Origin of the sequence: Pseudomonas sp. Hp2, from assembly GCF_006386585.1 — a bacterium.
GTDB classification, from domain to species: Bacteria; Pseudomonadota; Gammaproteobacteria; order Xanthomonadales; family Xanthomonadaceae; genus Pseudomonas_S; species Pseudomonas_S boreopolis.
The window spans coordinates 75929-100408 of sequence record NZ_VAHJ01000004.1 but is presented as its reverse complement, the minus strand read 5'-3'; the positions used below and the strand labels follow the sequence as shown (position 1 = coordinate 100408).

Below are 24480 nucleotides of genomic sequence, written 5' to 3'. Positions count from 1 at the left end.
AGGCATGATTCCCACGAAATCTGGCTCTACCACCACAGCAGATATCCAAGATATTTAAAGCTTTGAAGCATGATGAAGCCGCTCGGCCCGGCACCCCGGGCATCGCTTCGCATGCCGGAATCTGGACCTTCCAGGCGCATCCCGTACGCTCGATCGCCCGCCGGCATGAAGTCGAACGAAGCCGCGCGCTACAACGGATGGCAGCGCGCATCCCGCCCAATGCTGCCCCGAAAAACGAAACGCCCGGCATGGCCGGGCGTTCGATCCTGCGTGTTCCACGTGGAACCGGATGTCACAGGCGCAGCGGCATCACCACATGGCGCGATTTCTCGCTGCTCGACTCGCGCACCAGCGCCGAGGAGTTGGCGTCGCGCAGCTGGATGATCACGAACTCGTCGCGCAGCGCCGACAAGGCGTCCAGCAGGTAGTTCACGTTGAAGCCGATCGCCAGGTCGCTGACCTTGGTCTCGGCCTCGACCTCTTCCTGCGCTTCTTCCTGCTCGGGGTTGTGCGCGCTGATCTTCAGCTGGCCCGGCGAGACTTCCACGCGCACGCCGCGGTACTTCTCGTTGGACAGGATCGCCGCACGCTGCAGCGCCGCGCGCAGGGATTCGCGGTCGATCTTGACTTCGCGGTCCGCGCCGATCGGGATCACCGCCTCGTAGTCCGGGAACCGGCCGTCGATCAGCTTGGAGGTGAAGGTCACGTCGTCGCGCTTGACCCGCACGTGGCTGCGGCCGACTTCCAGTTCCAGCTCGCGATCGCCGCCCTCGAGCAGGCGCTGCAGCTCGGTCACGCCCTTGCGCGGCACGATGATCTGGCGCTTGGTGCCGGTCTCGCCTTCCAGCGGCGTCTCGCACAACGCCAGGCGGTGGCCATCGGTCGCCACGCAGCGCAGCGTGCTGTCGCGCAGGTCGAACAGCAGGCCGTTGAGGTAGTAGCGCACGTCCTGCTGCGCCATCGCGAACGCGGTGCGCTCGATCAGCTCCTTGAGCGAAGCTTCCGGCACGGCCACGCGCTCGGTGGCTTCCACCTCGTCGACCGACGGGAAATCGTTGGCCGGCAGCGTGGCCAGCGTGAAGCGGGAGCGTCCCGCCTGCACGGTGACCTTGTCGCCCGATTGCGTCACCGTGACGCGGCTGCCGTCGGGCAGGGCGCGCACGATGTCGAACAGCTTGCGCGCCGGGATCGTGGTCTCGCCGTCCTGCGCGTCTTCCACTGCGGCGCGCGAGATCATTTCCACTTCCAGGTCGGTGCCGGTCAGCGACAGCTGGCCGTTCTGCACCTGCACCAGGAAGTTGGCAAGGACCGGCAGGGTCTGACGGCGTTCGACCACGTTGACGACCTGGGCCAACGGCTTGAGAAAGGCTTCGCGCTGCAGTGTGAAACGCATGTGGTTCCGTGTCCCTATGCTTTAAAGATGTGGAATAAATCAAAAGCTTGGTGGTGCTGGTAGTTGCAGATTTCGCGGAAAACTACCTTAACTATATGTTTTGAAAGGATTTTTCTTCCTTGAAACCCTTTGGATGACTGCCTGCGGAGTTCCGGGAAAAGCTGTGGATAGTTTTTCCCCGGATCCCGCGCGCCAGTTTATCCACAGATTCTCCCCGATTTGCCCGCCGATCATGCACCGAATTGTCCTTGAGATGCGCGGTGCGTGGCATGGAATCACTCGCTGAGCTTGCGGATCAGCTTGTCCCAGTCCTCGCGCAGCTTGCCGTCGGTCTCCATCAGGCTCTTGATCTGCCTGCAGGCGTGCAGGACCGTGGTGTGGTCGCGCCCGGCGAAGGCGTCGCCGATCTCCGGCAGGCTGTGCTCGGTCAGCTCCTTGGCCAGCGCCATCGCGACCTGGCGCGGGCGCGCCAGCGAGCGGGTGCGGCGCTTGGACAGCAGGTCCTTGATCTGCAGCCCGTAGTAGTCGGCCACGGTCTTCTGGATGTTGGGAATACCGATCGCCTGCTGCTGCGCGCGCAACAGGTCGCGCAAGGTTTCCTGCGCGAACTCGACGGTGATCGCGCGGCCGGTGAAGTTGGCGCGCGCCACCAGCGTGTTGAGCGCGCCTTCCAGGTCGCGCACGTTGGATCGCATCTTCTTGGCGATCAGGAACGCCACGTCGTCGGGGATCTCCGCGCCGCGCTCGCGCGCCTTGGCCAGCACGATCGCCGCGCGGGTCTCGAAATCGGGCGGGTCGATCGCCACCGACAGGCCCCAGGCCAGGCGCGACTTCAGCCGCGGCTCCAGGCCCTCGACTTCGCGCGGATAGCGGTCGCAGGTCAGGATGATCTGCTGGCGACCGTCGAACAGCGCGTTGAAGGTGTGGAAGAACTCTTCCTGGGTGCGGTCCTTGCCGGCGAAGAACTGGATGTCGTCGATCAGCAGCGCGTCGATCTGCTGGAACTGGCGCTTGAACTGGTCCATGGTCTTGTCCTGCAGCGCCCGGATCATCGCGCTGAAGAACTGTTCCGACCGCAGGTACATGATCCGCGCGCTCGGGTTGGCCTGGCGCATCGCGTTGCCGGCCGCGAACATCAGGTGGGTCTTGCCCAGGCCGGTGCTGCCGTACAGCAGCAGCGGGTTGTGCGCGCGGTCGCCCGGCTTCTGCGCCGCCTGGAACGCCGCCGCCAGGCCGAGCTGGTTGCTGCGGCCCTCGACGAAGTTGGCGAAGGTGTAGTGCGGATCGAGGTTGCTGGTGAACGGCACCATCGCCGGCGCGGGCGCGGCATGCGGCGTGGCGCCCGCCGCCGCGGGCGGCGGCAGCGGTTCGGCCGGCTTCGGGCGCGAGCCGACCGCCAGGGCCACCTCGCCGTTGCCGGCGTAGTGGGCGAGCAGCTCGCGGATGCGGACCAGGTAGCGCTCGCGCACCTGCTCGACGATGAAGGCGTTCGGGGCGTACAGCACGACGCTGTCGGCGCGTTCGTCGGCCTGCAGCGGTTTCAACCAGGTATGGACGTCTTCCGGCGGAAATTCGGCTTCGAGACGTTCAAGGCAGCGGGGCCAAGCTTCCATCAAAGTGTATTCATCCAGAGCCGGGCGAAAGCGCGCAGAAATGCGCCGTGCGGGTCGCCCGGTGAGTCAAGAAACGGATGGGCCAGACTACCACCGGACCCCGGTTTTTCCCAGACTTATTCACAGGTACATCCACAGCGTGCATGGCCCCGTGGAAACGCTGCGCAATCAATGGCTTGACCCAGGGGCTTCAACCTCTATAGAATTTCCGGTTCTTTCGTATCCCTTCATGCAGAGGCCCCCATGGCCACCAAGCGCACCTATCAACCCAGCAACCTCAAGCGCAAGCGCGACCACGGCTTCCGCGCCCGTATGAAGACCGCCGACGGCCGCAAGGTCCTGGCTCGTCGCCGTGCCAAGGGCCGCAAGCGCCTGAGCGCTTGATTGCCCTGCCGCTGAACGCGGCCAAGGCAATCCCTACCGTGATCGAATCCCACCCGCGCAGGCGATTCCCTCGCTCTGCGCGGGTTCGCACGCGCGCCGAATACACGGTCGTCTTCGACCAGGCGCGCCGCTGTTCCGATCCGCTGCTGAGCCTGCACTGGCGATCCGCCGACACGCCGCCCCGGCTGGGAATGGCGGTGTCGCGCAAGGTCGATGCCCGGGCCGTGGGCCGCAACCGCATCAAGCGCACCCTGCGCGAGACGGTCCGCCACCTCCTGCCGTCGCTGGCCGGCGGCGACTACGTCGTGGTCGCACGCCAGGGCGCCGCCCAGGCCAGCAACGAACAGATCCGCCAGGCCTTGCTGCGCCTGCTGCGCCGCGCCGGCGCATTGCCCGTGCCTGCCGCGGACGGCACAATGCCGCCGCCCACCGGGGCCGCTGCCTCCCCTTCACCGAACGAGCCGGAACGCCGTTCCGACTGAGCCGAGTTGCTGCCTGATGAACCAGACCCGTGTATTCCTGATTTTCGCCTGGCTGATGGTCGCAGCGCTGCTGTGGATGGAGTGGAACCGCGAGAAGAGCGCTCCTCCCGCCCCGCCGGCCGCCACCCAGGCCGTGCCGGCCGCGCGCGATGCCGACGTGCCGGGCGCCCCGGCGCAGGCCGTGCCGCAGGCCACGGGCACGCCGGCCGCGGCGGCCGTTGCCGAGACCGGTCCCGCGGCCGCGGCACCGATCGTCACCGTCACCACCGACGTGCTGCGCCTGAAGCTCGACGGCCGCAGCGTGATCGACGCGCAGCTGCTCGAGTTCCCGCAAAGCAAGGAACCCGGCGCACCGCCGGTGGACCTGCTGACCGACGAGCCGGCGCATCCGTACAGCGCCACCAGCGGCTGGGCCAGCCAGGGCAACTCGCCAGTGCCGGGGATCGGCGGCTTCCGCCTGGAGCAGGCGGATACCCGCGAATTCACGCTGGGCCAGGGCCAGGACAAGCTGGTGATCCCGTTCGTCTGGAACGGCCCGGACGGCGTCAGCATCCGCCGCACCTTCACCCTGGAGCGCAACCGCTACGCGATCACGATCAAGGACGAGGTGGTCAACCGCGGCAGCGCGCCGTGGACCGGCTACGTGTTCCGCAAGCTGAGCCGCGTGCCGGCGATCCTCAGCCGCAACATGACCAACCCGGATTCCTTCAGCTTCAACGGCGCGACCTGGTACAGCCCGCAGGAGGGCTACGAGCGCCGCGCGTTCAAGGACTACGCCGACGATGGCGGCCTCAACCGCCAGATCGCCGGCGGCTGGATCGCGCTGCTGCAGCACCACTTCTTCACCGCCTGGATCCCGCAGAAGGACCAGACCTCGCTGTACGTGCTGGCGCAGGACGGTCCGCGCGACGTGGCCGAGCTGCGCGGCCCGGCCTTCACCGTGGCGCCGGGCCAGAGCGCCAGCACCGAAGCGCGCCTGTGGGTCGGCCCGAAGCTGGTCGGGGCGATCGCCAAGGAGGACGTGAAGGGCCTGGACCGCGTGGTCGACTACAGCCGCTTCTCGCTGATGGCGGTCATCGGCCAGGGCCTGTTCTGGGTGCTCAACCACCTGCACGGGCTGATCGGCAACTGGGGCTGGGCGATCGTGGGCCTGGTGGTGCTGCTGCGTGCGGCGATGTACCCGCTGGCCGCGGCGCAGTACAAGTCGGCGGCGAAGATGCGCAAGTTCCAGCCGCGCCTGCAGCAGCTCAAGGAGCGCTACGGCGACGATCGCGCCAAGCTCAACCAGGCGATGATGGAGCTGTACAAGAAGGAGAAGATCAACCCGATGGGCGGCTGCCTGCCGGTGCTGATCCAGATGCCGATCTTCTTCGCGCTGTACTGGGTGCTGGTCGAGTCGGTGGAACTGCGCCAGGCGCCGTGGCTGGGCTGGATCCAGGACCTGACCGCGCGCGACCCGTACTTCATCCTGCCGATCATCAACATCGCGATCATGTGGGCGACGCAGAAGCTGACCCCGACCCCGGGCATGGATCCGGTGCAGGTCAAGATGATGCAGTTCATGCCGCTGGTGTTCGGCGTGATGATGGCCTTCGTGCCGTCCGGCCTGGCCCTGTACTGGGTGGTCAACGGCGGCCTCGGCCTGCTGATCCAGTGGTGGATGATCCGCCAGCACGGCGAGTCGCCGAGCAAGATCATCCACGACAACGTCGCCAAGTGATCCAAGGCCCGCCGCAAGGCGGGCCTTTTCGTTGCGGGACCCGCCGGGGGAGGGACTTCAGTCCCGGCAAGCGCGGGCGGCAAGGCGCCAGGGCCGGCGTCTTCCCGCGGAGGTGCCGTAGAATCGCGCGCACTCAACATGGACGAGTCCCCGCGATGCCCGTTGCCCTGCGTTCCCTGTCGGTCGTCCTGGCCTGCACGCTGCTGCTGGCCGGCTGCGGCAAGAAGGCCGCGGAGCAGGCTGCGGCCGATCCCGCCGCGGCGCCGGCCGCGAGCGCCGGGACGACGGCCAGCGAGAACGCCCAGGTGCGCGCGTTGCGCGCCCAGCTGCAGGCGCTGCTGGCCGGCCATCGCAAGATCATCGTGTTGCTGGCCGACGAGGACGCGCAATCCGAGCGCGACCGCGCGACCTCCGGCATGGTCGGGCAACAGCTTTTCCACGATGGGCTGGACCAGCGCGCCGCCATCGACGCGGCGTTCGACGCGCTGTTGAAATCCGGCGCGCCGGACCGGCTCGACGGCGTCGCCTCGCTGCTCGACTACATCGAATCGGCGCCGGACCTGTACGACGCCGACCGGCTGGCGTTCCGCGAGGTGCTGCGCGACCTGCAGGAACGCATCGGCCGCGACTCGGCGTTGCCGGCGGTGAAGCTGCACCAGCGCATCGGCGAGGACCTGGATGCGCTCGACGAGATCGAGCGCACCTACAACCGCGAGATCACCCGCATCTTCAGCCGCTTCGACACCACCCGCGCGATCGCGCAGAAGCGCGAGAAATGGGAGGACTACGTCGCCCACCTGCGCACGCTGTACCCACGCGAGGCGATCCTGCGCGACTACGGCGTGGTCGAGCCGTACCCGATGCCGATGGGCGACGGCGAGCGCGAGATCTTCGGGCGCGACCTGCCGCCGAAGACCGTGGCGCTGACCTTCGACGACGGCCCGCACGGCGCCTATACCGACGAGATCGTGGCGATCCTCAAGCGCTACGACGTGCCCGGCGCGTTCTTCGAGGTCGGGCGCAACCTCGGCCGGCTCGACGCCGACGGCAAGCCGCGACTGGCGCCGCTGGCCAAGGTCAGCCGCGGGCTGATGGAGGAAGGCTACGCGGTCGGCAACCACAGCCTCACCCACGCGCAGCTGTCCAAGACCACCGGCGCCGCGCTGCGCAGCCAGGTGCTGGACGCCGATACCCTGCTGCGCGCGGTGGACGACAAGCGCGCGCCGCTGTTCCGCTTCCCGTACGGCGCGCGCAACGCCGAAGGCCTGCAGGTGCTGAAGGAGGCGGGGCTGAAATCGGTGATGTGGAACATCGATTCGCTGGACTGGGCCGACCCGGTGCCGGACTCGATCGTGCAGCGCGTGCTCGGCCAGGTGGCCAAGGAGCAACGCGGCATCATCCTGTTCCACGACATCCACGATCGCGCGGTCAAGGCGCTGCCGCAGATCCTGGACAAGCTCACCGCCGACGGCTACCAGTTCGCCGGATGGAACGGGCGCGATTTCACCGTGGCGCGCCCGCGCGGCGAGGCCGCGGCCGATGCCACGGTCACCACCGGCTACGAGAAGTCGTGGGCGCTGGTGATCGGCATCGACGACTACGCCAAGTGGCCCCGGCTGGAATACGCCGCCAACGATGCGCAGGCGATCGCCGATGCGCTGACCGGGCGCTTCGGCTTCCCGTCCTCGCAGGTGATCGTGCTGAAGAACGGCGAGGCGACCCGCAACAACATCCTGGCCGCGTTCCACGACCGCCTGGCGGACGGGCGCACGCAGAAGAACGACCGCGTGTTCGTGTTCTTCGCCGGGCATGGCGCCACGCGCCGGCTCGCTTCCGGGCGCGAGCTGGGCTACATCATCCCGGCCGATTCGGATCCGGCCGAGTTCGCCAGCGACGCGATCGCGATGAGCGACATCCAGAACATCGCCGAGAGCCTGCAGGCCAAGCACGTGCTGTTCGTGATGGACGCCTGCTACAGCGGGCTCGGCCTCACCCGCGGCGGTGGCGGCGTCAACGCCTACCTGCGCGAGAACGCGCGGCGCGTGGGACGGCAGATGCTCACCGCCGGCGGCGCCGACCAGCAGGTCGCCGACAGCGGGCCGGACGGCCATTCGGTGTTCACCTGGGTGCTGCTGCAGGCGTTGTCGGGCAAGGCCGACCTCAATGGCGATGGCCTGATCACCGGTACCGAGCTGGCCGCGTACGTCGCGCCGGCGGTGTCGGCGGTATCGCAGCAGACTCCGGCGTTCGGCAGCCTGCCGGGGTCGCAGGGCGGCGAGTTCGTGTTCCAGGTGCCGCAGGCCGAGGAATTCCTCACCGCCGATACCGCGCAGCTGCCGGCCGACGCGATCGCGCTCAACAACCGGGTGGACAAGGCGCGGCCGGCCGATGCCGCCGCGCCGGCGCCGGTGATGGTGAAGGACCTGCAAGGCGGCGAATCCAGGCTGGTGGTGCCGGCGGCGGCCAAGCTCGGCGACCGCCAGCTCGCGCAGCGTGCCAACGAGCGTGGGCTGCAGCTGTACAAGGAGAAGCGCTACGACGAGGCCGCCGCGCAGTTCGCGGAGGCGCTGAAGCTGCGGCCGGATTTCGCGTTGGCGGCCAACAACCTCGGTTTCGTCTATTACCGGCAGGGGCGTTACGCGGAGGCGGCGCGCTGGCTGGAGAACACGCTGAAGATCGATCCTTCGCGGGCGGTGGCCTATCTCAACCTGGGCGATGCCTATTACCAGGCCGGGCAGCATGCGAAGGCTCGCACGGCTTATGCGACATACCTGGAGTTGCAGCCCCAGGGGGCGGTGGCGGAACAGGTGCGCGGTCGGCTGCACGAGTTATAGGTGCCCGGCGGGACCCGGCGATGTGGGATCATGCGCTTTCCTTCTCCCGTTCGCGGGAGAAGGTGCCCGGAGGGCGGATGAGGGTGCTTTGGCTTCTTGCTTCCTGCTTTAGGAGCAAAAGCTTTCGCCCTTGGGCGAGTCACTTTTCCTTGCTCGTGCAAAGAAAAGCAACCCAAAGAATGCGCGCCCCAGGTCTCCGCGCCTTCCGCGCGGCGCGCTCCAGGTCCGCTGCACCAGCGGGATTCTTCGACGGGACCTCCTGTCCCGGCGAAAAACGACGCACTCGTCCGCTGCGCGGACGAGCCCGGGGCATTCGCCGCGCGGCGAATGCCCGCCCGCCGGGGCGAAGCAGTGCTTCGCCTTTTTCCGGCGAGCCCATGTGCGCCGCCCTGCGGGGTTATTCCTGCTGGCTCCGCCGCTGCGAATGGTGGGCCCGGTAAGTCAAAAGCGGAAAGCCAAGTCAAAATCACGAGCAACAGCAACAGCAACAGCAACTTTACTGATCGATAGCGATACGCCTTGACCCACGACGCCATGACCACCAACAACGACACCATCGTCGCCATCGCCACCGCGGCCGGAGCCGGTGGGGTGGGGATGCTGCGCGTTTCCGGGCCACGGGCCATGGAGATCGCGGCCGGGCTCGGCATCGCCGGGCTGGAGCCGCGGCGTGCGCGCTACGCGCGCTTTCTCGATGCGCGCGGCGAGACGATCGACGATGGCATCGCGCTGTGGTTTCCGGCGCCGCGCAGCTTCACCGGCGAGCACGTGCTGGAACTGCAGGGACACGGCAGCCCGGTGGTGCTGCGCCGGCTGCTGGCGCGGTGCATCGGGCTGGGCGCGCGCCAGGCGCGGCCCGGGGAGTTCAGCGAACGGGCGTTCCTCAACGGCAAGCTCGACCTGGCCCAGGCCGAGGCCATCGCCGACCTCATCGCCGCCGGCGACGAGCGCGCCGCGCGGGCGGCACGACGCTCGCTGGATGGCGTGTTCTCCCGGCGCGTGGAGGAGGTGGCCGGGCAGATCACCCGGCTGCGCATCCACGTCGAGGCCGCGATCGATTTCGTCGACGAGCCGATCGACACGCTGGGCGGCGAACAGGTGCGCGCGGGATTGGCGCAGGCCGCCGAGGTGCTGGCGCGCCTGCGGCGCGATGCCGAACGCGGCCGCAAGCTGCGCGACGGCCTGCACGCGGTGCTGGTCGGTCCGCCCAATGCCGGCAAGAGCTCGCTGCTCAACGCGCTGGCGGGCAGCGAGCGCGCCATCGTCACCGAGGTCGCCGGCACCACCCGCGACACGCTGCGCGAGACGATCCGCATCGACGGCCTCGAACTGGTGCTGGTGGACACCGCGGGGCTGCGCGAGGGCGGCGATGCGATCGAGCGCGAGGGCATGCGCCGCGCGCGCGACGAACTGCATCGCGCCGACCTGGCGCTGGTGGTGATCGACGCGCGCGACCCGCAGGCCGGCCGCGCCGCGGTCGCCGATGCGATCGAAGGCGTGCCGCGCCGGTTGTGGATCCATAACAAGCGCGACCTGCTCGGGGTACCGGCGACATTGGCCGAGGACGAGATCGCGGTCTCCGCCGCCACCGGCGAGGGGCTCGACGCGCTGCACGCGCGCCTGCGCACGCTGGCCGAAGGCGATGCCGGCGAGAGCGTCGACGGCGAGTTCACCGCGCGCGCGCGCCATGTCGAGGCGATCGCGCGGGCGGCCGGGCACGTCGCGGCCGCGTCGGCGGAGCTGGACCACGAGCGGCTGGAGCTGGCCGCCGAGGAACTGCGGCTGGCGCACGAAGCGCTGGGCGAAATCACCGGGCGGATGAGCGCGGACGAGCTGCTGGGCAGGATCTTCTCCAGTTTCTGCATCGGCAAGTAGGGCCGGGCCCGCCGCGTGCCGGGGCCGATCGGCAAGTCGCGCCGGTCGCCGGCCCATGGCACGGGGTCACACTGTTTTACGGGTGTAACCGGCGTGTCGCATAGCGGAAAGATCGCGGTCGCAGTGTTGCGGACCGGTTTCCCCCTCTCCCCCGCACCCTACATGCTCCGACCCACCGTCCTGCAGGCGGCGATCGCCGTCGCCCTGATGTCCTCCTTTTGCGCCCGCGCCGCCGAAGACGCCGCCCCGGCCCCGGCCGATGGCGGCGACGTACGCCAGCTCGACGCGGTCTCGGTGATCGGCCAGGGCGAGACCCGCCAGGTCCAGCGCATCACCCGCCAGGACGTGGAAGTGCTGCCGGCCGGCACCAGCATCCAGAAGCTGCTGGGCCGCATGCCGGGCGTGAACGTGCAATCCAACGACGCGTTCGGCGCCAACGAGGAATCGCAGAAGATCAGCCTGCGCGGCTTCAACGGCACGCGCCTGGGCTACACGCTGGACGGGCTCCCGCTCGGCGACAACGCCTACGGCAACTACAACGGCCTGAACGTCAGCCGCGCGCTGATCGCCGAGAACTTCGGCGGCGTCGAGCTGGCCTCGGGCATCGGCAGCCTCGGCACCGCCTCGACCAGCAACCTGGGCGGCACGATCCAGTACTACTCGGACGACCCGGCCAGCGTGTTCGGCGGGCGCATCGCGCAGACCGTCGGTTCGGACTCGAACCGGCGCACCTACCTGCGCGTGGACACCGGCGAATACAACGGCTTCTCGGCCTACCTGTCGGGCATCGACGCCAAGGCCGACATGTGGGCGCGCCCGTATTCGCCGACCACCACCCGCCAGTTCAACGGCAAGGCGGTGTACCAGTTCGACGCGGGCAAGATCACCGCGTTCGTCGATACCTCGCGCACCTCGCAGGCCGATTACGCCTACCTGTCCAAGAGCGGCATGCAGCGCGGGCTGGGCTGGGACTGGAACCTGTACGCGCCGGACTGGAACCGCGCCCTGGCCGCGGCCTACTGCGCGAAGGCGACCTTCGACGCCAGCCGCTGCGCCTACAGCGGCGGCGTGGACAACATCGACGACGCCTACTACCAGAGCCGCGCGCTGCGCGACGACGACCTGTACTACCTGGCCGGCGATTTCCAGCCGGCCGATGCGGTCGCGCTGCATGCGCAGGTCTACCACCACGAGAATGCCGGCCAGGGCCACTGGTGGGCGCCCGGCCAGGCCTCCAACCCCGGCACGCCGCAGGCATTGCCGATCTCGATCCGCAGCACCAACTACAGGATCAACCGCACCGGCGGCATCGCCTCGGTCGGTTGGGACCTGGGCCCGCACCATCTCGAGGCCGGCGTCTGGTACGAGCGCAACAAGCACCACGTCGAGCGCAACTTCTACTGGATCGACGGGCCGGTCGACGACGACACCTTCCTGGACGGCCCGGACCGCCGGCTGTTCTCGCAGGACTACGTGATCACCACCAAGCAGGCCTACGTGCAGGGCAGCTTCCAGCTGCTCGACGAACGCCTGAGCGTCGACGTCGGCGTGAAGAGCCCGCACACCACGATGACCGCGCGCGAGACGCCGGGAATCGCGGTGGAATCGCCGGTCGCCAACGGCGAACTGAAGGCGAGCAAGGCGCTGTTGCCGCAGGCCGGCCTGAGCTATCGCCTGGCCGAAGGGCAGGAAGTGTTCCTGTCGTACGCCAAGAACATCGCCGCGTTCCAGGGCGGCGGCGCCGGCGGCCCGCTGCTGGTGACGCAGGCCTCGTTCGACGCGACCCGCGGCAACCTGGAGCCGGAGGAATCGCGCACGATCGAAGGCGGCTACCGCTTCGTGCGCGGCGATGTCGAGGCGTCCCTGGCCGCCTACGACGTCAAGTTCGACAACCGCCTGCTGTCGCTCAACCCGTGCCCGAGCATCCAGCAGGGCACGACGCCGGCGTGCACGACGCGTTTCTACAACGTCGGTTCGGTGACCAGCCGCGGCGCCGAGCTGACGGTGCTGTGGAAGCCGAGCGAGCATTTCCAGTGGTACAACTCGGCCTCGTTCAATCGTTCGACCTACGACGACGACTACGTGCAGAACGGGGTGACGGTGCCGACCTCGGGCAAGACCACGGTGGATACGCCCAAGCGCATGTTCGCCAGCGAGATCGCCTGGACCTACGCGGGCTGGAACGCGAATCTCCGCGCGAAGTACGTGGGACAGCGTTACTACACGTACACCAACGACCAGGGCTTCGGCGGGTTCACGACGTTCGATGCGGGGGCGGGATACGACTTCGGGCAGGTGTCGGCGCTGCAGGCGCTTCGGCTCAGCGTCAATGTGACGAACCTGACCGACAAGCGGTATGCGGCGGACCTGAGCGGGTTCACCAACAGCGACCCGAACGGGCGGGTGTTGGCGTTCCATGCCAGTGCGCCGCGGCAGGTGTTCTTGACGCTGGATGCGAAGTTCTAGTGGGGGTGTTGTGCGGGAGGTTTTATCCTGCGCACTTCTTTGACCCTGTCCCTGTGAAGGCGGGGCCCACCAGTATCTTTGCTTCTGACGTTATCTATCAGCCCGCACCATCTCTCTATCGTCATTCCCGCGAAGGCGGGAAGCGCCTTTCAGCAGCCGAACGGCTGATCATCCAGGGACGTTGCTTTGCTTTTGGCTTTGGGCCTTTGGCAAAAAAGGCCAAAGCTTTCGCCTCCGGCGAGTTATCTTTCTTTGCTTGTGCACGCGCGCCGCAGGAGCGGCGCCGCACGGCGGAGCCGGCCCGAAGGGCGCGGCACAAGGATGTGCCGCGTAAAGAAAGGTAACCCAAAGAAGCGCTTCACAGCAGCCGAACGGCTGATCAAGCACACCCCGCCTGCGCGCCCGCAGCTGCGCTGCGGGTCCGCGGAGCCGGCGGGATTTTTCGACGGGGCATCCTGCCCCGGCGAAAAACGGCGCACTCGTCCGCTGCGCGGACGAGCCCGGGGCATTCGCCGCGCGAGGAAGCGTTACCCAATCCAAAGCAAAATCACGAGCAACAGCAACAGCAACAGCAACAGCAAGCCTGGTCGTGATCTTTGGATTGCTTCGAATCGCTGGATCCATTAACCGAACCTTGGAGTAGAGTGCTGCGATGACGATGCGTCGAATTCTGGTGTGCATGATGCTTTCGATCCTGGCTTCGCCGGTCCTGGCGGAGGCGCCGTTGGTGGCCAAGCCGCAGGTGTATGCGCATCGCGGGGCGAGTGCGCTGCGGCCGGAGCACACGCTGGCCTCGTATGCCAAGGCGATCGCCGATGGCGCGGATTTCGTCGAGCCGGACCTGGTCTCGACCAAGGATGGCGTGCTGGTGGCGCGCCACGAGAACGAGATCGGCGGGACTACCGACGTCGCCGGGCATCCCGAGTTCGCCGGCCGCAAGACCGCCAAGACCATCGACGGCGAGCGGGTGGAAGGCTGGTTCACCGAGGACTTCACCCTGGCGGAGCTGAAGACGCTGCGCGCGCGCGAGCGCCTGCCGCAGCTGCGCGGCACGCGCTGGGACGGGCAGTTCCAGCTGGTCACGTTCGACGAGATCATCGATTTCGTCGCCGCCGAAGCGGCCGCGCGCGGGCGGACGATCGGCATCGTCCCGGAGATCAAGCATCCCAGCTACTTCCAGTCGCTCGGCCTGGGCATGGAGGACAAGGTGCTGGCGACGCTGCGGGCGCACGCCTACACGCGCAGCGCGCCGGTAATGATCCAGTCGTTCGAGCGCGACAACCTGCGCTACCTGCGCGAGCGCATCGCACGCGGCTCGAACATCCGCCTGCTGCAGCTGATCGCACGCCCGGACGACGTGCCCGGCGACGTGCGCGCGCAGGGCGGGACCGCGCGCTATGCCGACATGCTCACGCCCGAGGGCCTGCGCGCGATCGCGCAGTACGCCGATGCGATCGGCCCCGAGCTGCGCGCGATCATCCCGCTCGATGCGGATAAGCGGCTCGGGACGCCCACCGCGCTGGTGCGCCAGGCGCATGCGGCCGGGCTGCAGGTGCAGCCGTACACGTTCCGCCCGGAGAACCACTTCCTGGCCGCCGACTTCCGCGACGGCACCGATCCGGCCAGGCGCAGCGACGACGGCTCGGTCGCCGAGATGCGCGCCTACCTGGAAGCCGGCATCGATGCGTTCTTCACCGACGACCCGGCGCTCGGGCGGCGCGCGGTCGACGGCCTGGCGCGCTGAATCCGGCGCGCCTCAGACGTACATGCCCTGGCGCAGGTTGATGCCGTATTCCAGCCAGGCCTTGAGCGCGCACAGCATCTGCGACCAACCCATGCAGTTGCCGTAGGAGGCCTGCAGGCCGGTCTGCGTGTGCTGCCAGCCTTCTTCCCGGATGTCGACGCGGGTGCGTCCATCCGGCAGCGCCTCGAAGTCGAACGTGACCGTGGTCTGGCGCTCGCGGTCGTCGGCTTCGGTCGGCGCCTCCTGCGAGGCCCAGCGCAGCACGATCCGCCGATTGGGCTCGACTTCCACGACATCCACCGGGAACTTGCCAGGAAAATCCGCGAACTCCCACCACACCGTGGTGCCGCCCTCGAGCCGGCCCTGGGCGCCGCCGGTGGTGAAGTAGCGCGAGAGCCGGGCGGGATCGGCCACGGCTTCGAACACCTCGGCGGCCGACTTGTCGATGTGGGCCGAGACGGAGAACTTCAGGTCCATGGCACTGCTCCGGTTCGTACGGGACGGCCAACATGGTACGGCGGCGGCGCGCGACCGGCGGTGATGCCGGCTCATCGCAGCAAGCGGCTTTCTGTGGGAGCGGCTTCAGCCGCGAAGGGCTTTCATGCAGATCCCTCTGCAACAGCCCGCACATCCATGTGCAGGGGTTCAAATGAGAAAGCCCCGTCGCGGCTGAAGCCGCCCCCACAGAAAGCCGCTCTTCCTACGGTTCTCGCGCCGCTAGTCGTTCGGCTCGCCGCGCGGCCGGAAGCGGATGACCACGCCGCCGGGCGAGCCCGGATCGCGCTGCCACAGCACCGGGACTTCGCGCGGGGACGGCGGCTCCAGGCCGTCCTTCTCGTCCAGGCGCTCGCCGTCGAGATCCTCGTCCTCGTCTTCCCAGCTGTAGCGCTTGCGCGGCGGCAGCGGGTCGCACAGGCGGAACAGCAGCGCCGCGATCACGCCGGCCATGGCGCCGCCCATGTGCGACTGCCAGGACACGCCGGGCTCGTGCGGCAGGATCGTCAGCAGCATGCCGCCGTAGAACAGGAACGCGATCATGCTGGTGGCGATCGCCGCGCGGTCGCGGCGCAGCACGCCGAGCACGAACACCAGGAACAGCAGGCCGTGGGTGATGCCGCTGGCGCCGAGGTGGCGGCTGCCGACATCGCCCAGCAGCCAGGCGCCCAATCCCGAGCCCACCCACAGCAAAGGCAGCGAGAACACGGTGGCGCGCGGGTAGACGCTGCCCGCCAGCGTGCCGAGGATCAGCAGGGCGAAGCTGTTGGCGCCCAGGTGCTCGAGCGAGCCGTGCAGCAACGGCGCGGTCAGCAGGCCGTGCAATCCCCCGACCTCGTGCGGCGCCACCGCCCAGGGGCGCCAGTCGAACATGCCCTGGCTGGCGAACACCGCCACCAGCAGCAGCACCGCGCCGAGGCTCAGGTTGAACGCGCGCAGGAGGCGGCTGCGGTCGAAACGCCCCTGCACGGCGGGATCCAGGGCGCTGGTTTCAGGGTCGCGGATGTCCATGGGGATCGGATGGCGGCGGCCCTGCGGTTTGCAAGGCCGCCGCGATGGGACGACGTCGGCGCCCGGCGGGACAATCCGCCGCCGCGAGTCGTCAGTGCTGCGGCTTGGGCGGGCGCGCCAGGCTCAGCGCGATGGTCGCCGCCAGGATCGCCGCGACCACGCCCAGCGACACCAGCACCGGGATCTTGTACACGTCGATCATCAGCATCTTGGCGCCGATGAACACCAGGATCACCGCCAGGCCGTACGGCAGCAGGTGGAAGCGATCCGCCATGCCCGCCAGCAGGAAGAACATCGCGCGCAGACCCAGCACCGCGAACACGTTGGAGGTGAGCACGATGAACGGGTCGGTGGTGATCGCGAAGATCGCCGGGATGCTGTCCACCGCGAAGATCACGTCGATCACCGCGATCAGGATCAGCACGACGAACAGCGGGGTGAACCAGCGCTTGCCGTCGCGCACCACGCTCAGCGCGTTGCCTTCGTAGGTGGGGCTCAGGCGCAGGTGGCCGCGCATCCAGCGCAGCACCGGGTTGGCCTCCAGGTCGGGCTCCTTGCCCGCCGAGAACCACATCTTGATGCCGGTCAGCAGCAGGAACGCGCCGAACACGTACAGCAGCCAGTGGAACTTGGCCAGCAGCAGCGTGCCGGCGAAGATCATGATCGCGCGCAGCACGATCGCGCCGAGCACGCCGATGATCAGCACGCGCTGGCGCTGCTCCTCCGGCACCGCGAAGTAGGTCATCAGCATCAGGAACACGAAGATGTTGTCGACCGCCAGCGATTTCTCGACCAGGTAGCCGGTCAGGAACTCCAGGCCGATGCGGTGCGCCTCCGCATCGCCCATCGTGCCGCGCAGGTACCACCACAGGCCGGCATTGAACAGCAGCGCCAGGGCCACCCAGCCGATGCTCCACCAGGCGGCTTCCTTGAAGGTGACCTTGTGCGGGCCGCCGTGGCGCATCAGCACCAGGTCGACCAGCAGGGCGGCGACCACGACGACCGCGAAACCGCCCCACAACCAGACATTGCCTATCGTTTCCATCGTTTTTCTTCCGGGTAATAGTCGAGAACGCTTCGGGAGCCGTCCGGCCGAGGCGTTGTTACACGGAGATCATGGATTCCGGGTGACGGACCTTCGCCTGGACGGCGAAGGTCTTGCTCGCAACCGCCGGTGGACCGGGCCGGTTGCCGTTGCACCGGAGCCTGCGGGCTCGAAATGACGGCGACAACGTCTGGGAGCTACTCCCCTTCTGGGGGCCATTCTGGCGGTGCCGGAGGGACGAGTCAATCGCCGGGCTGGCGATGTGTGAGCGGAACTTCAGGCCCGACGGGCCTTCCCGGGAAAGCCTGTCGGGACTGAAGTCCCTCCCACAGAGGTATCTGACGAATGCCACCGCTCTACCGTCCCCGGAGGAGCGGTTTTTGTGGGAGCGGCTTCAGCCGCGATGGGGCTTTCCTGCAGATCCCTCTGCAACAGCCCGCACATCCATGCGCGGGGTTCAAATGAGGCGGATCCCTCTGTAACAGCCTGCACATCCCTGTGCAGGGGTTCAAATGGGAACGCCCCATCGCGGCTGAAGCCGCTCCTACAAAAACCGCTCCCACAGGGGGCCGCCGGTAGAATAGGCGGATGAATACTGCCAATCCTGTCGTACGCCTCAAGAACGCCTGGCGCTCCAGCCATCCTTGGATCTTCCAGAAGCTGGTGGAAAAGCCCAGCGTCCGGCCCAAGCCGGGCAGCATCGTCGACGTGGTCGGGGTGGACGGCGAGTGGATCGGCCGCGGCTTCTACAACGGCCACTCGCGCATCGCGGTGCGGATCCTGGAGACCCGCCAGGACGTGCCTGTGGACGAGGCCTGGTTCGCGCGCAGGATCGCCGAGGCGGTGGAGCTGCGCCGCGAGGTGCTGAAGCTCGACGCGGTGTCCGATGCCTGGCGCGTGGTGCACAGCGAGGGCGACGGGCTGTCCGGGCTGGTCGTGGACCGCTACGGCGACCTGATCGTGGTCGAGTTCTTCGCCGCCGGCATGTTCCGCCATCGCGAATGGATCTACGCCGCACTGCGCCGGCAGTTCCCCGGCTGCCGCTTCCACAGCTTCGCCGACGAGCACGTGCAGAAGCAGGAGAGCTTCGATTTCCACAACACCAGCGGCACCGAGCCGGCGGTGATCACCGAGCACGGCATCCGCTTCCGCGCTGACCCGGCCGGCGCGCACAAGACCGGCTTCTTCGCCGACCAGCGCGAGAACCGGCAGTGGCTGAGCCAGCAGGTCGAGGGCAAGCGCGTGCTCGACCTGTGCTGCAACACCGGCGGATTCGCGGTGTACGCAGCCGCGCGCGGCGCCAGCGAGGTACTGGGCGTGGACATCGACCAGGACGTGATCCAGATCGCCAAGGGCAACGCCAAGCTCAACAACGTGCGGCCCAAGTTCGTGCAGGCCGACATCTTTCCGTATCTGCGCGAGGCGGCCACCCGCGGCGAGCAGTACGACGTGGTGATCCTCGACCCGGCCAAGATGACCCGCGACCGCGACCAGGTGATCAATGCGCTGAAGAAGTACCTGGACATGAACAAGCTGGCCCTGGGCGTGGTCAAGCCGGGCGGGCTGTTCGCCACGTTCTCGTGCACCGGCCTGGTCAGCGAGGAGCAGTTCCTCGACATGCTGCGCCGCGCGGCGTTCTATTCGGGGCGCACGATCCAGGTGCTCAAGGTCGCCGGTGCCGGCCCGGACCACCCGTTCATGGCGCACGTGCAGGAGTCGCGCTACCTCAAGGCGGTGTTCTGCCGCGTGGTGGACTGAGCCGCGGCTGGTTTCTCTCGCAGGAGCCGCCAGGCTTTCCCGGGCAATGGTCAGGACCTTTGTGGGCAGGACTTTTGTAGGAGGGACTTCAGTCCCGACGGGCCTTCCCGGTAAAGCCTGTCGGGACTGAAGTCCCTCCCACAGGAATTCCCGCGCGGCTGGTTTTTCTCGCAGGAGCCGGCGGGGCTTTCCCGGCAATGGTCAAGACCTTTGTGGGTAGGGACTTTTGTGGGAGGGACTTCAGTCCCGACGGGTCTTCCTGGTAAAACCTGTCGGGACTAAAGTCCCTCCCACAGGAATCCCTGCAGGGGAGCGCCTTGGAAAGCCCCGTCGCGGCTTACGCCCCCCGCGATCAACCGAGTGCCGTTACCGACAGCTGCTGGCGGTAGCGGCTGGGGCTGCTGCCGACCAGCACGCGGAAGTGTCGGCGGAACGATTCGAGCGAGCCGAAGCCGGCGCGCTCGGTGATCCACTGCAAGGGCCGGTCGGTGGTTTCGAGCAGTTCGCGCGCCAGCGCCACGCGCTCGCGGATCACCCAATCGATCGGCGACAGGCCAGTCGCTTCGAGAAACTGCCGCTGCAACGTACGCTGGCTCAGCGCCGCGCGTTCGGCCAGCGAGGCCAGCGTGTGCGGTTGGTCGAGATGGGCGCGGATCCATTCGGTCAGCACCGCCAGGCGGTTCGGTTCGCCGTGCGGGATCGAGCGGTTGACCACCTGGCTGCGTTCGCCGTCGCGCCATGGCGCCAGCACCAGCCGCTGTGCGACCAGGTTGGCCACGCGCGTGCCGTAGTCCTTGCGCACCATGTGCAGCAGCATGTCCATGCCGGTAGCCGATCCGGCCGACGTGATGATCTGGCCGGTGTCCACGTACAGCACGTTTTCGCGCACCTGCACGGCCGGGAAACGACTGGCCAGCAGATCGGTCAGGCGCCAGTGGGTGGTGGCGTCCTTGCCGTCGAGCAGGCCGGCCCAGGCCAACGCGAACGCGCCCGAGCAGATCGAGGCCAGGCGCGCGCCACGCGCGTGCGCGGCGCGCAGCTTTTCCAGCAACGCCGAAGGCGGGCGTTCCTCGGGATTGCGCCAGCCGGGGATCACCACGATGTCGGCATCGTCGAGCACGTCCAGCCCGTGCGGCGCCTGTATCAGCAATCCGCCCAGCGCACGTAACGGCCCGGGTTCACAGGCGCACACGGCGCTGCGATACCAATCCACTTCCAGCTCGGGCCGCACCGGCGCGAACAGGCCGACGGCGCAGCCGAATTCGAACAGGCCGAGTTGCTGGTAGGCGACGATCGCCACCAGCGGGGCGGACGAAGCGGAAGCATCGGTGGGCGAGGACATGGCCGGATACTACCGCTCCCTCGCCGCAGGCCGATGCCGCGCGTGAATCCGCGAGGGCATGACAAGAGCGCAAAAACCGCTTGTTTTCAGCGGTTTCGTGCGATGCGCGCGCCTGGCGACACGGCTGGCTGTTTGGTCATTGCCAAAATTCATGTGGATGGCGGGATGTTGCCTGCGGCTGTCGTGATCGGCGATGGCCGCCCTTCGGCAAAGGCTCTCGAATAGCGGGCGGCGGTTTCGCACAAACCGCTGTTCGCCTTCCTTCCCGCCGTTCCGGATCCGACGCATGCCCGATCTCCTTTCCTTCCCTCGTCCATTGCCGTGGGCGCTGCTGCCGCTGGCGATCGCGCTGGCCGCACCCGCCCTCGCCGCCGAAACGGCCACGGGCGACGCTTCCGCCTCCACGCTGGATACCGTGCTGGTGACCGGTTCGCGCACCAGCACGCGTACGGTCAAGAACAGTTCCACGCCGATCGACGTGATTTCCGCGCAGGATCTGGCCGCCAGCGGCCAGGCCACGCTGCTGGAGGCGCTGCAGCGCACGCTGCCTTCGCTCAGCCAGGTCGGCGGCTACCAGAGCGACCAGGAAAGCCTGATCCGCGGCTACCAGCTGCGCAATCTTTCGCCCGGCTACACACTGGTGCTTGTCAACGGCAAACGCCGCAACGCCAGCGCCTATGTCAGCGGCGCCAACGGCGGCGGCTTTCCCGGCCATGCCTGGGCCGATCTCGCGCTGATCCCGGTCGCGGCGATCGACCATGTCGAAGTGCTGCGCGACGGTGCCTCGGCGATCTACGGTTCCGACGCCATCGCCGGCGTCATCAACGTGATCCTCAAATCGCAGGCGTCGGGCGGCAGCGCGTCGATCGAAAGCGGCGAGAGCTACGACGGCGACGGCGCGCGCACCACGATCCGCGCCAACCTCGGCCTGCCCTGGGGCGAGGACGGCTTCGTCAACCTGTCGGCGGAAAACACACGGCAGCACAGCGCGATCCGTGCGCGTACCTATCGCGACGGCTATCTCAGCTATCCGGCGATCGATGCGAAAGGCAATCCGGTCGCGCTCGGCACCTACAACAGCCTGCCGGCCGGCGCGACGCCGAATCCGGCCGAGGCCAACCGCGATACCAAGGCCAACCGCATCCTGAGTTCGATCGATTATTCGCTGAAGTCGCTGGCCGCCAATCTCGGCCACGGATTGGGCGGGGACGCCGATTTCTACGCCACGCTGAGCGCGAGTGACCGCACTGCCAACGCGATCCAGAACTACCGTTTGCCGGCGACGATCTTCGGCGTCTACGCCGCGCCGAGCGTGCTCAACGTGTGGCCCGATGGTTTCTCGCCGGTGCTGAAAACCAAGGAGCAGCAGTACACCGGCAGCGCTGGGGTCAAGGGCCTGCTGGGCGGATGGGACTACGATTTCAGCGTTACCGCCAACCGCGACACGATCCGCACCTACACCAACGATTCGGCCAACTTCTCGTTGCAGTATCCCGGCGCGCCGACCGACTTCTACGATGGCAAGGTCGATTACCAGCAACTGATCAACAACCTCGACCTGCGCCGCTCGTTCGAGCTGGCGTGGTTGTCCTCGCCACTGGATTTCAGCGCCGGGCTCGAATACCAGCACGAGAAATACCGGCGCGATCCGGGCCAGTGGGAGTCGTATACGGGCTGGGGCGCGGCGGCCTTCGTCGGCTATTCAACCGCCGATGCGGCCGATGCCACGCGCAACAGCAAGGCAGTCTATGTCGGCGCCTCGGCCAACATCACCTCGCGCTGGTTCCTGGATGCGGCCGCGCGCTGGGAAGACCATTCCGACTTCGGCGACGTGTCCACCGGCCGGCTCACCACCCGTTTCGATTTCACCGATGCGTTCGGCGTGCGCGCCACGGTCAGCAACGGCTTCCATGCGCCCAGCCTGGGGGCACAGTACTACCAGGCGACCGGCAACTGCCCGTGCGGCACCACGGTGGTGGCGCAGGTCGGCTCGCCGACCGCGCTCGCGCTGGGCGCCAAACCGTTGCGGCCGGAAAAGGCCAACAACTACAGCGTCGGCTTCACCTTCGATCCGTCGCCGGATTTCCATGCGGCGCTGGATGTGTACCAGATCGACATCCGCAACCAGCTCGGCCAGTCCAGCCAGATCGGCTACAACGCGCAGGATCCGGCCAACGTCACCGATTACAACGGCACTGCGCTGAGCGCCGCGCAGAAGGCCACCATCGACGCGTTGCTGGCGAGCGCAGGCGTCAGCATCGCGCAAGGCGATGCCTATTACGTCAGCTACTTCACCAACATCGGCGACACCCGTACCCGCGGCGTGGAACTGACCGTGGAGGCCAGCCAGGATACGCGCTGGGGGCGCTTGCGCTACACCTACGCGGCCAATGCCGGCAAGACCGACATCACTCAGGTGCGCGACATTCCGACGGTGCTGCAGAGCCTGCCCAACATCAATCTGTTGACCGAGTCGAGCGAGTACGCGCTGCGTTACCGCACGCCGCGCTACACCCAGGTCGCCGGCCTCGGCTGGAACCAGGGGCCGTGGTCGGCAAACCTGGATTTCACCTACTACGGCCCGATCAGGCGGCTGACCAACGGCCACAAGTACCAGCTTGCGCCGGTGCTGGTGACCCGCATTGGCGGCAGCTACGACTTTGGCGGCGGCTGGAGTGTGGACGCCGGCGTGAACAACCTGTTCGACAAGCGCATCCGCAAGGTGCCCGATCGCTATCGCAGCGCCAGCGACCGGGCCACCTATACGGAGAACTACGAGTTGGGCGACGTGCTCGATACCGTGGGTGGGTATTGGTACGGGCGGGTGAACTATCGGTTCTAGCGCTGCAGGAAGCGGTAACGGGTCATGCGGGAGGGATTTCAGTCCCGGCAGGTCGTGGTGCAGGCCCATCTGCAAGAAGCATCAACGCTTCCGGTTGTTTGCATATGAGCAACGCTCATGACGCTGGCGGGATGTTGCCAGCGGTTGTCGCTGCGGATATGGCCGTGATGGCCCCGGAAACCTTGAATAGGCATCGATGCCCGGCTGGCGCCGGGCGTCGTCCGCCCCTCCTTCGTCGGAAGATCGCCCATGTCCTTTCCCCTGAAAGTCGTCGCTGTCGTCGGCAGCACGTCCACCACGTCGCGCACATTGGCGCTGGTCCGTGCGATCCTGGCCCGGTTGGAGCACGAGCTGCCGATCAGCAGCCATGTGGTGGAGTTGGCGCGGATCGCGCGACCCCTCGGCGGTGCGTTATCGCGCGAGGAGCTGCCCAACGAGATCGAGCAGCACCTGTTGCGCATCGAATCGGCCGATCTGGTACTGGCCGCCGCGCCGGTCTATCGCGGCTCGTATCCGGGCCTGTTCAAGCATCTGTTCGATCTGATCCATGTGGACGCGTTGGTGGACAGGCCCGTGCTGCTGGCCGCGACCGGAGGCAGCGAGCGGCATGCGCTGGTGATCGATCATCAGCTGCGGCCGCTCTTCAGCTTCCTGCAGGCGCTGACCTTGCCGATCGGGGTCTACGCCACGCCCACGGATTTCGATGGCGAGCACGTCGCCAGCACGCTGCTGCACGAGCGCATCGCGCTGGCGGCCGAACGTGCGGCGGGAGTGTTGTGGCGCTCGCGAAGTGCGGCATTGCGCCGGATTGCCTGAAGTGAATCCGCCTCCCGTTCTCCGTCATTCCCGCGAAAGCGGGAATCCAAGGACGTTGAGTCGTTGGCCTTGCCGGAAAGCCTGGAAGGCAACGTCCATGGATTCCCGCTGTCGCGGGAATGACGGATCAGCACGGCATCGAGTGATTTGCTTATTCCCGACCGGCATTTTCCTGGCCGGATATGACCGGACATTGTCGAGTTCCGGCGCGGCGGCCGAGAGGGCGTTGCCTACGATGGACTCGACCCCCGGCGCATCGTCGCCGGCACCGCTTCCCTTAGGACACGTGGCCTCGTATGTCGGACCCGATTTCCAAGCCGATCCTCTTCCTGCTGGAACATGAATTCGAAGATCCCAGCCAGCGCGGACAACGCTTCTTTTGCCGGCACAGCCTGCTGCTGGAAGGCGCGCTCGCCAGCCTGCCGGGCTTGCGCGAGCGATTGGACGTGCGCCATGTCGATTTCCCGCGCCCGCGCCGGGATGTCATCGACGTGGTTGGCGAAAGCAACCAGTCGCTGCCGAAGCTGGTATTGCCGGCCGAAATCCGCAGCACGCATGCCGGTGGCGAGCACGAGGGGCGCCAATACATTTCCGGTACCGAACCGATCCTTGCCGCGCTCGGCGAGCTGTACGGCATTGCGCAGCCGCATCCGTAAAGCC

General features: G+C 67.5%; 17 protein-coding genes. 11 read left to right on the top strand and 6 right to left on the bottom strand.

What is annotated here, in order from left to right:
• Positions 1–292: 292 nt before the first annotated feature.
• Positions 293–1393 (bottom strand): DNA polymerase III subunit beta, encoded by a 1101-nt coding sequence (gene dnaN / locus FD678_RS13520; RefSeq protein WP_140724490.1) that lies wholly within the window; start codon positions 1391–1393, stop codon positions 293–295.
• A gap of 275 nt (positions 1394–1668) precedes the next feature.
• Positions 1669–3006, bottom strand: a complete 1338-nt coding sequence (dnaA, locus tag FD678_RS13515) for a chromosomal replication initiator protein DnaA (RefSeq protein ID WP_140724487.1) — start codon at positions 3004–3006, stop codon at positions 1669–1671.
• 243 nt (positions 3007–3249) lie between these two features.
• On the opposite strand from dnaA, the gene rpmH reads away from it, so the two are divergent.
• The 7 genes from rpmH (at position 3250) to FD678_RS13475 (ending at position 14511) form a co-directional block, all read left to right on the top strand.
• Positions 3250–3390 carry a 50S ribosomal protein L34 gene (rpmH, locus tag FD678_RS13510; RefSeq protein WP_057649007.1) on the top strand — a complete coding sequence of 47 codons (141 nt, stop codon included), beginning with the start codon at positions 3250–3252 and terminating at the stop codon, positions 3388–3390.
• Complete coding sequence (gene rnpA / locus FD678_RS13505) at positions 3387–3872, top strand: ribonuclease P protein component (protein WP_218569720.1); 486 nt, start codon at positions 3387–3389, stop codon at positions 3870–3872. Before rpmH ends, rnpA begins: the two co-directional genes overlap by 4 nt.
• A gap of 16 nt (positions 3873–3888) precedes the next feature.
• Positions 3889–5592, top strand: a complete 1704-nt coding sequence (yidC, locus tag FD678_RS13500) for a membrane protein insertase YidC (RefSeq protein WP_140724484.1) — start codon at positions 3889–3891, stop codon at positions 5590–5592.
• Positions 5593–5747: 155 nt separating this feature from the next.
• Positions 5748–8426: a polysaccharide deacetylase family protein gene (locus FD678_RS13495; protein WP_140724480.1), complete on the top strand. Its 2679-nt coding sequence runs from the start codon at positions 5748–5750 to the stop codon at positions 8424–8426.
• A 534-nt stretch (positions 8427–8960) separates the two neighbouring features.
• Positions 8961–10301, top strand: a complete 1341-nt coding sequence (gene mnmE, locus FD678_RS13485) for a tRNA uridine-5-carboxymethylaminomethyl(34) synthesis GTPase MnmE (protein ID WP_140725279.1) — start codon at positions 8961–8963, stop codon at positions 10299–10301.
• A 162-nt stretch (positions 10302–10463) separates the two neighbouring features.
• Positions 10464–12767 carry a TonB-dependent receptor gene (locus tag FD678_RS13480; RefSeq protein ID WP_140724474.1) on the top strand — a complete coding sequence of 768 codons (2304 nt, stop codon included), beginning with the start codon at positions 10464–10466 and terminating at the stop codon, positions 12765–12767.
• Positions 12768–13446: 679 nt separating this feature from the next.
• Positions 13447–14511 (top strand): glycerophosphodiester phosphodiesterase, encoded by a 1065-nt coding sequence (locus FD678_RS13475; RefSeq protein ID WP_218569719.1) that lies wholly within the window; start codon positions 13447–13449, stop codon positions 14509–14511.
• 12 nt (positions 14512–14523) lie between these two features.
• On the opposite strand, the gene FD678_RS13470 is transcribed toward FD678_RS13475, so the two are convergent.
• The 3 genes from FD678_RS13470 to FD678_RS13460 form a co-directional block, all read right to left on the bottom strand.
• Positions 14524–14988 (bottom strand): SRPBCC family protein, encoded by a 465-nt coding sequence (locus FD678_RS13470; protein ID WP_140724471.1) that lies wholly within the window; start codon positions 14986–14988, stop codon positions 14524–14526.
• Positions 14989–15228: 240 nt separating this feature from the next.
• A complete protein-coding gene (locus FD678_RS13465; protein WP_140724468.1) occupies positions 15229–16017 on the bottom strand; it encodes a rhomboid family intramembrane serine protease in 789 nt (262 codons plus the stop codon).
• 91 nt (positions 16018–16108) lie between these two features.
• Positions 16109–17062, bottom strand: coding sequence for a TerC family protein (locus FD678_RS13460; RefSeq protein ID WP_140724465.1), 954 nt, complete (start codon positions 17060–17062; stop codon positions 16109–16111).
• Between the two features lie 588 nt (positions 17063–17650).
• On the opposite strand from FD678_RS13460, the gene FD678_RS13450 reads away from it, so the two are divergent.
• Positions 17651–18820 (top strand): class I SAM-dependent rRNA methyltransferase, encoded by a 1170-nt coding sequence (locus FD678_RS13450; RefSeq protein WP_140724462.1) that lies wholly within the window; start codon positions 17651–17653, stop codon positions 18818–18820.
• Positions 18821–19172: 352 nt separating this feature from the next.
• Here FD678_RS13450 and ftrA read toward each other — a convergent pair whose 3' ends face one another.
• Entirely contained in the window at positions 19173–20162 is a 990-nt protein-coding gene (gene ftrA, locus FD678_RS13445; protein ID WP_140724459.1) for a transcriptional regulator FtrA, read from the bottom strand.
• Between the two features lie 193 nt (positions 20163–20355).
• On the opposite strand from ftrA, the gene FD678_RS13440 reads away from it, so the two are divergent.
• From FD678_RS13440 to FD678_RS13430, 3 genes are all read left to right on the top strand, one after another.
• A complete protein-coding gene (locus FD678_RS13440; RefSeq protein ID WP_441346745.1) occupies positions 20356–23004 on the top strand; it encodes a TonB-dependent receptor plug domain-containing protein in 2649 nt (882 codons plus the stop codon).
• Positions 23005–23253: 249 nt separating this feature from the next.
• The gene (msuE, locus tag FD678_RS13435; RefSeq protein ID WP_140724453.1) at positions 23254–23820 is read left to right on the top strand and encodes an FMN reductase; all 567 of its coding nucleotides are present in this window, start codon (positions 23254–23256) and stop codon (positions 23818–23820) included.
• 296 nt (positions 23821–24116) lie between these two features.
• Entirely contained in the window at positions 24117–24476 is a 360-nt protein-coding gene (locus FD678_RS13430; RefSeq protein WP_140724450.1) for a DUF3088 domain-containing protein, read from the top strand.
• The last annotated feature ends 4 nt before the right edge of the window (positions 24477–24480 follow it).

What these genes read in the sequence shown, in the direction of transcription:
- dnaN (WP_140724490.1), bottom strand. Translation starts at nt 1,393, where the DNA reads ATGCGTTTCACACTGCAGCGCGAAGCCTTTCTCAAGCCGTTGGCCCAG.
- FD678_RS13440 (WP_441346745.1), top strand. Translation starts at nt 20,356, where the DNA reads ATGGCCGCCCTTCGGCAAAGGCTCTCGAATAGCGGGCGGCGGTTTCGC.
- FD678_RS13475 (WP_218569719.1), top strand. Translation starts at nt 13,447, where the DNA reads ATGATGCTTTCGATCCTGGCTTCGCCGGTCCTGGCGGAGGCGCCGTTG.
- FD678_RS13450 (WP_140724462.1), top strand. Translation starts at nt 17,651, where the DNA reads ATGAATACTGCCAATCCTGTCGTACGCCTCAAGAACGCCTGGCGCTCC.
- rpmH (WP_057649007.1), top strand. Translation starts at nt 3,250, where the DNA reads ATGGCCACCAAGCGCACCTATCAACCCAGCAACCTCAAGCGCAAGCGC.
- FD678_RS13470 (WP_140724471.1), bottom strand. Translation starts at nt 14,988, where the DNA reads ATGGACCTGAAGTTCTCCGTCTCGGCCCACATCGACAAGTCGGCCGCC.
- FD678_RS13465 (WP_140724468.1), bottom strand. Translation starts at nt 16,017, where the DNA reads ATGGACATCCGCGACCCTGAAACCAGCGCCCTGGATCCCGCCGTGCAG.
- FD678_RS13430 (WP_140724450.1), top strand. Translation starts at nt 24,117, where the DNA reads ATGTCGGACCCGATTTCCAAGCCGATCCTCTTCCTGCTGGAACATGAA.
- dnaA (WP_140724487.1), bottom strand. Translation starts at nt 3,006, where the DNA reads ATGGAAGCTTGGCCCCGCTGCCTTGAACGTCTCGAAGCCGAATTTCCG.
- yidC (WP_140724484.1), top strand. Translation starts at nt 3,889, where the DNA reads ATGAACCAGACCCGTGTATTCCTGATTTTCGCCTGGCTGATGGTCGCA.
- msuE (WP_140724453.1), top strand. Translation starts at nt 23,254, where the DNA reads ATGTCCTTTCCCCTGAAAGTCGTCGCTGTCGTCGGCAGCACGTCCACC.
- ftrA (WP_140724459.1), bottom strand. Translation starts at nt 20,162, where the DNA reads ATGTCCTCGCCCACCGATGCTTCCGCTTCGTCCGCCCCGCTGGTGGCG.
- FD678_RS13495 (WP_140724480.1), top strand. Translation starts at nt 5,748, where the DNA reads ATGCCCGTTGCCCTGCGTTCCCTGTCGGTCGTCCTGGCCTGCACGCTG.
- FD678_RS13460 (WP_140724465.1), bottom strand. Translation starts at nt 17,062, where the DNA reads ATGGAAACGATAGGCAATGTCTGGTTGTGGGGCGGTTTCGCGGTCGTC.
- FD678_RS13480 (WP_140724474.1), top strand. Translation starts at nt 10,464, where the DNA reads ATGCTCCGACCCACCGTCCTGCAGGCGGCGATCGCCGTCGCCCTGATG.
- mnmE (WP_140725279.1), top strand. Translation starts at nt 8,961, where the DNA reads ATGACCACCAACAACGACACCATCGTCGCCATCGCCACCGCGGCCGGA.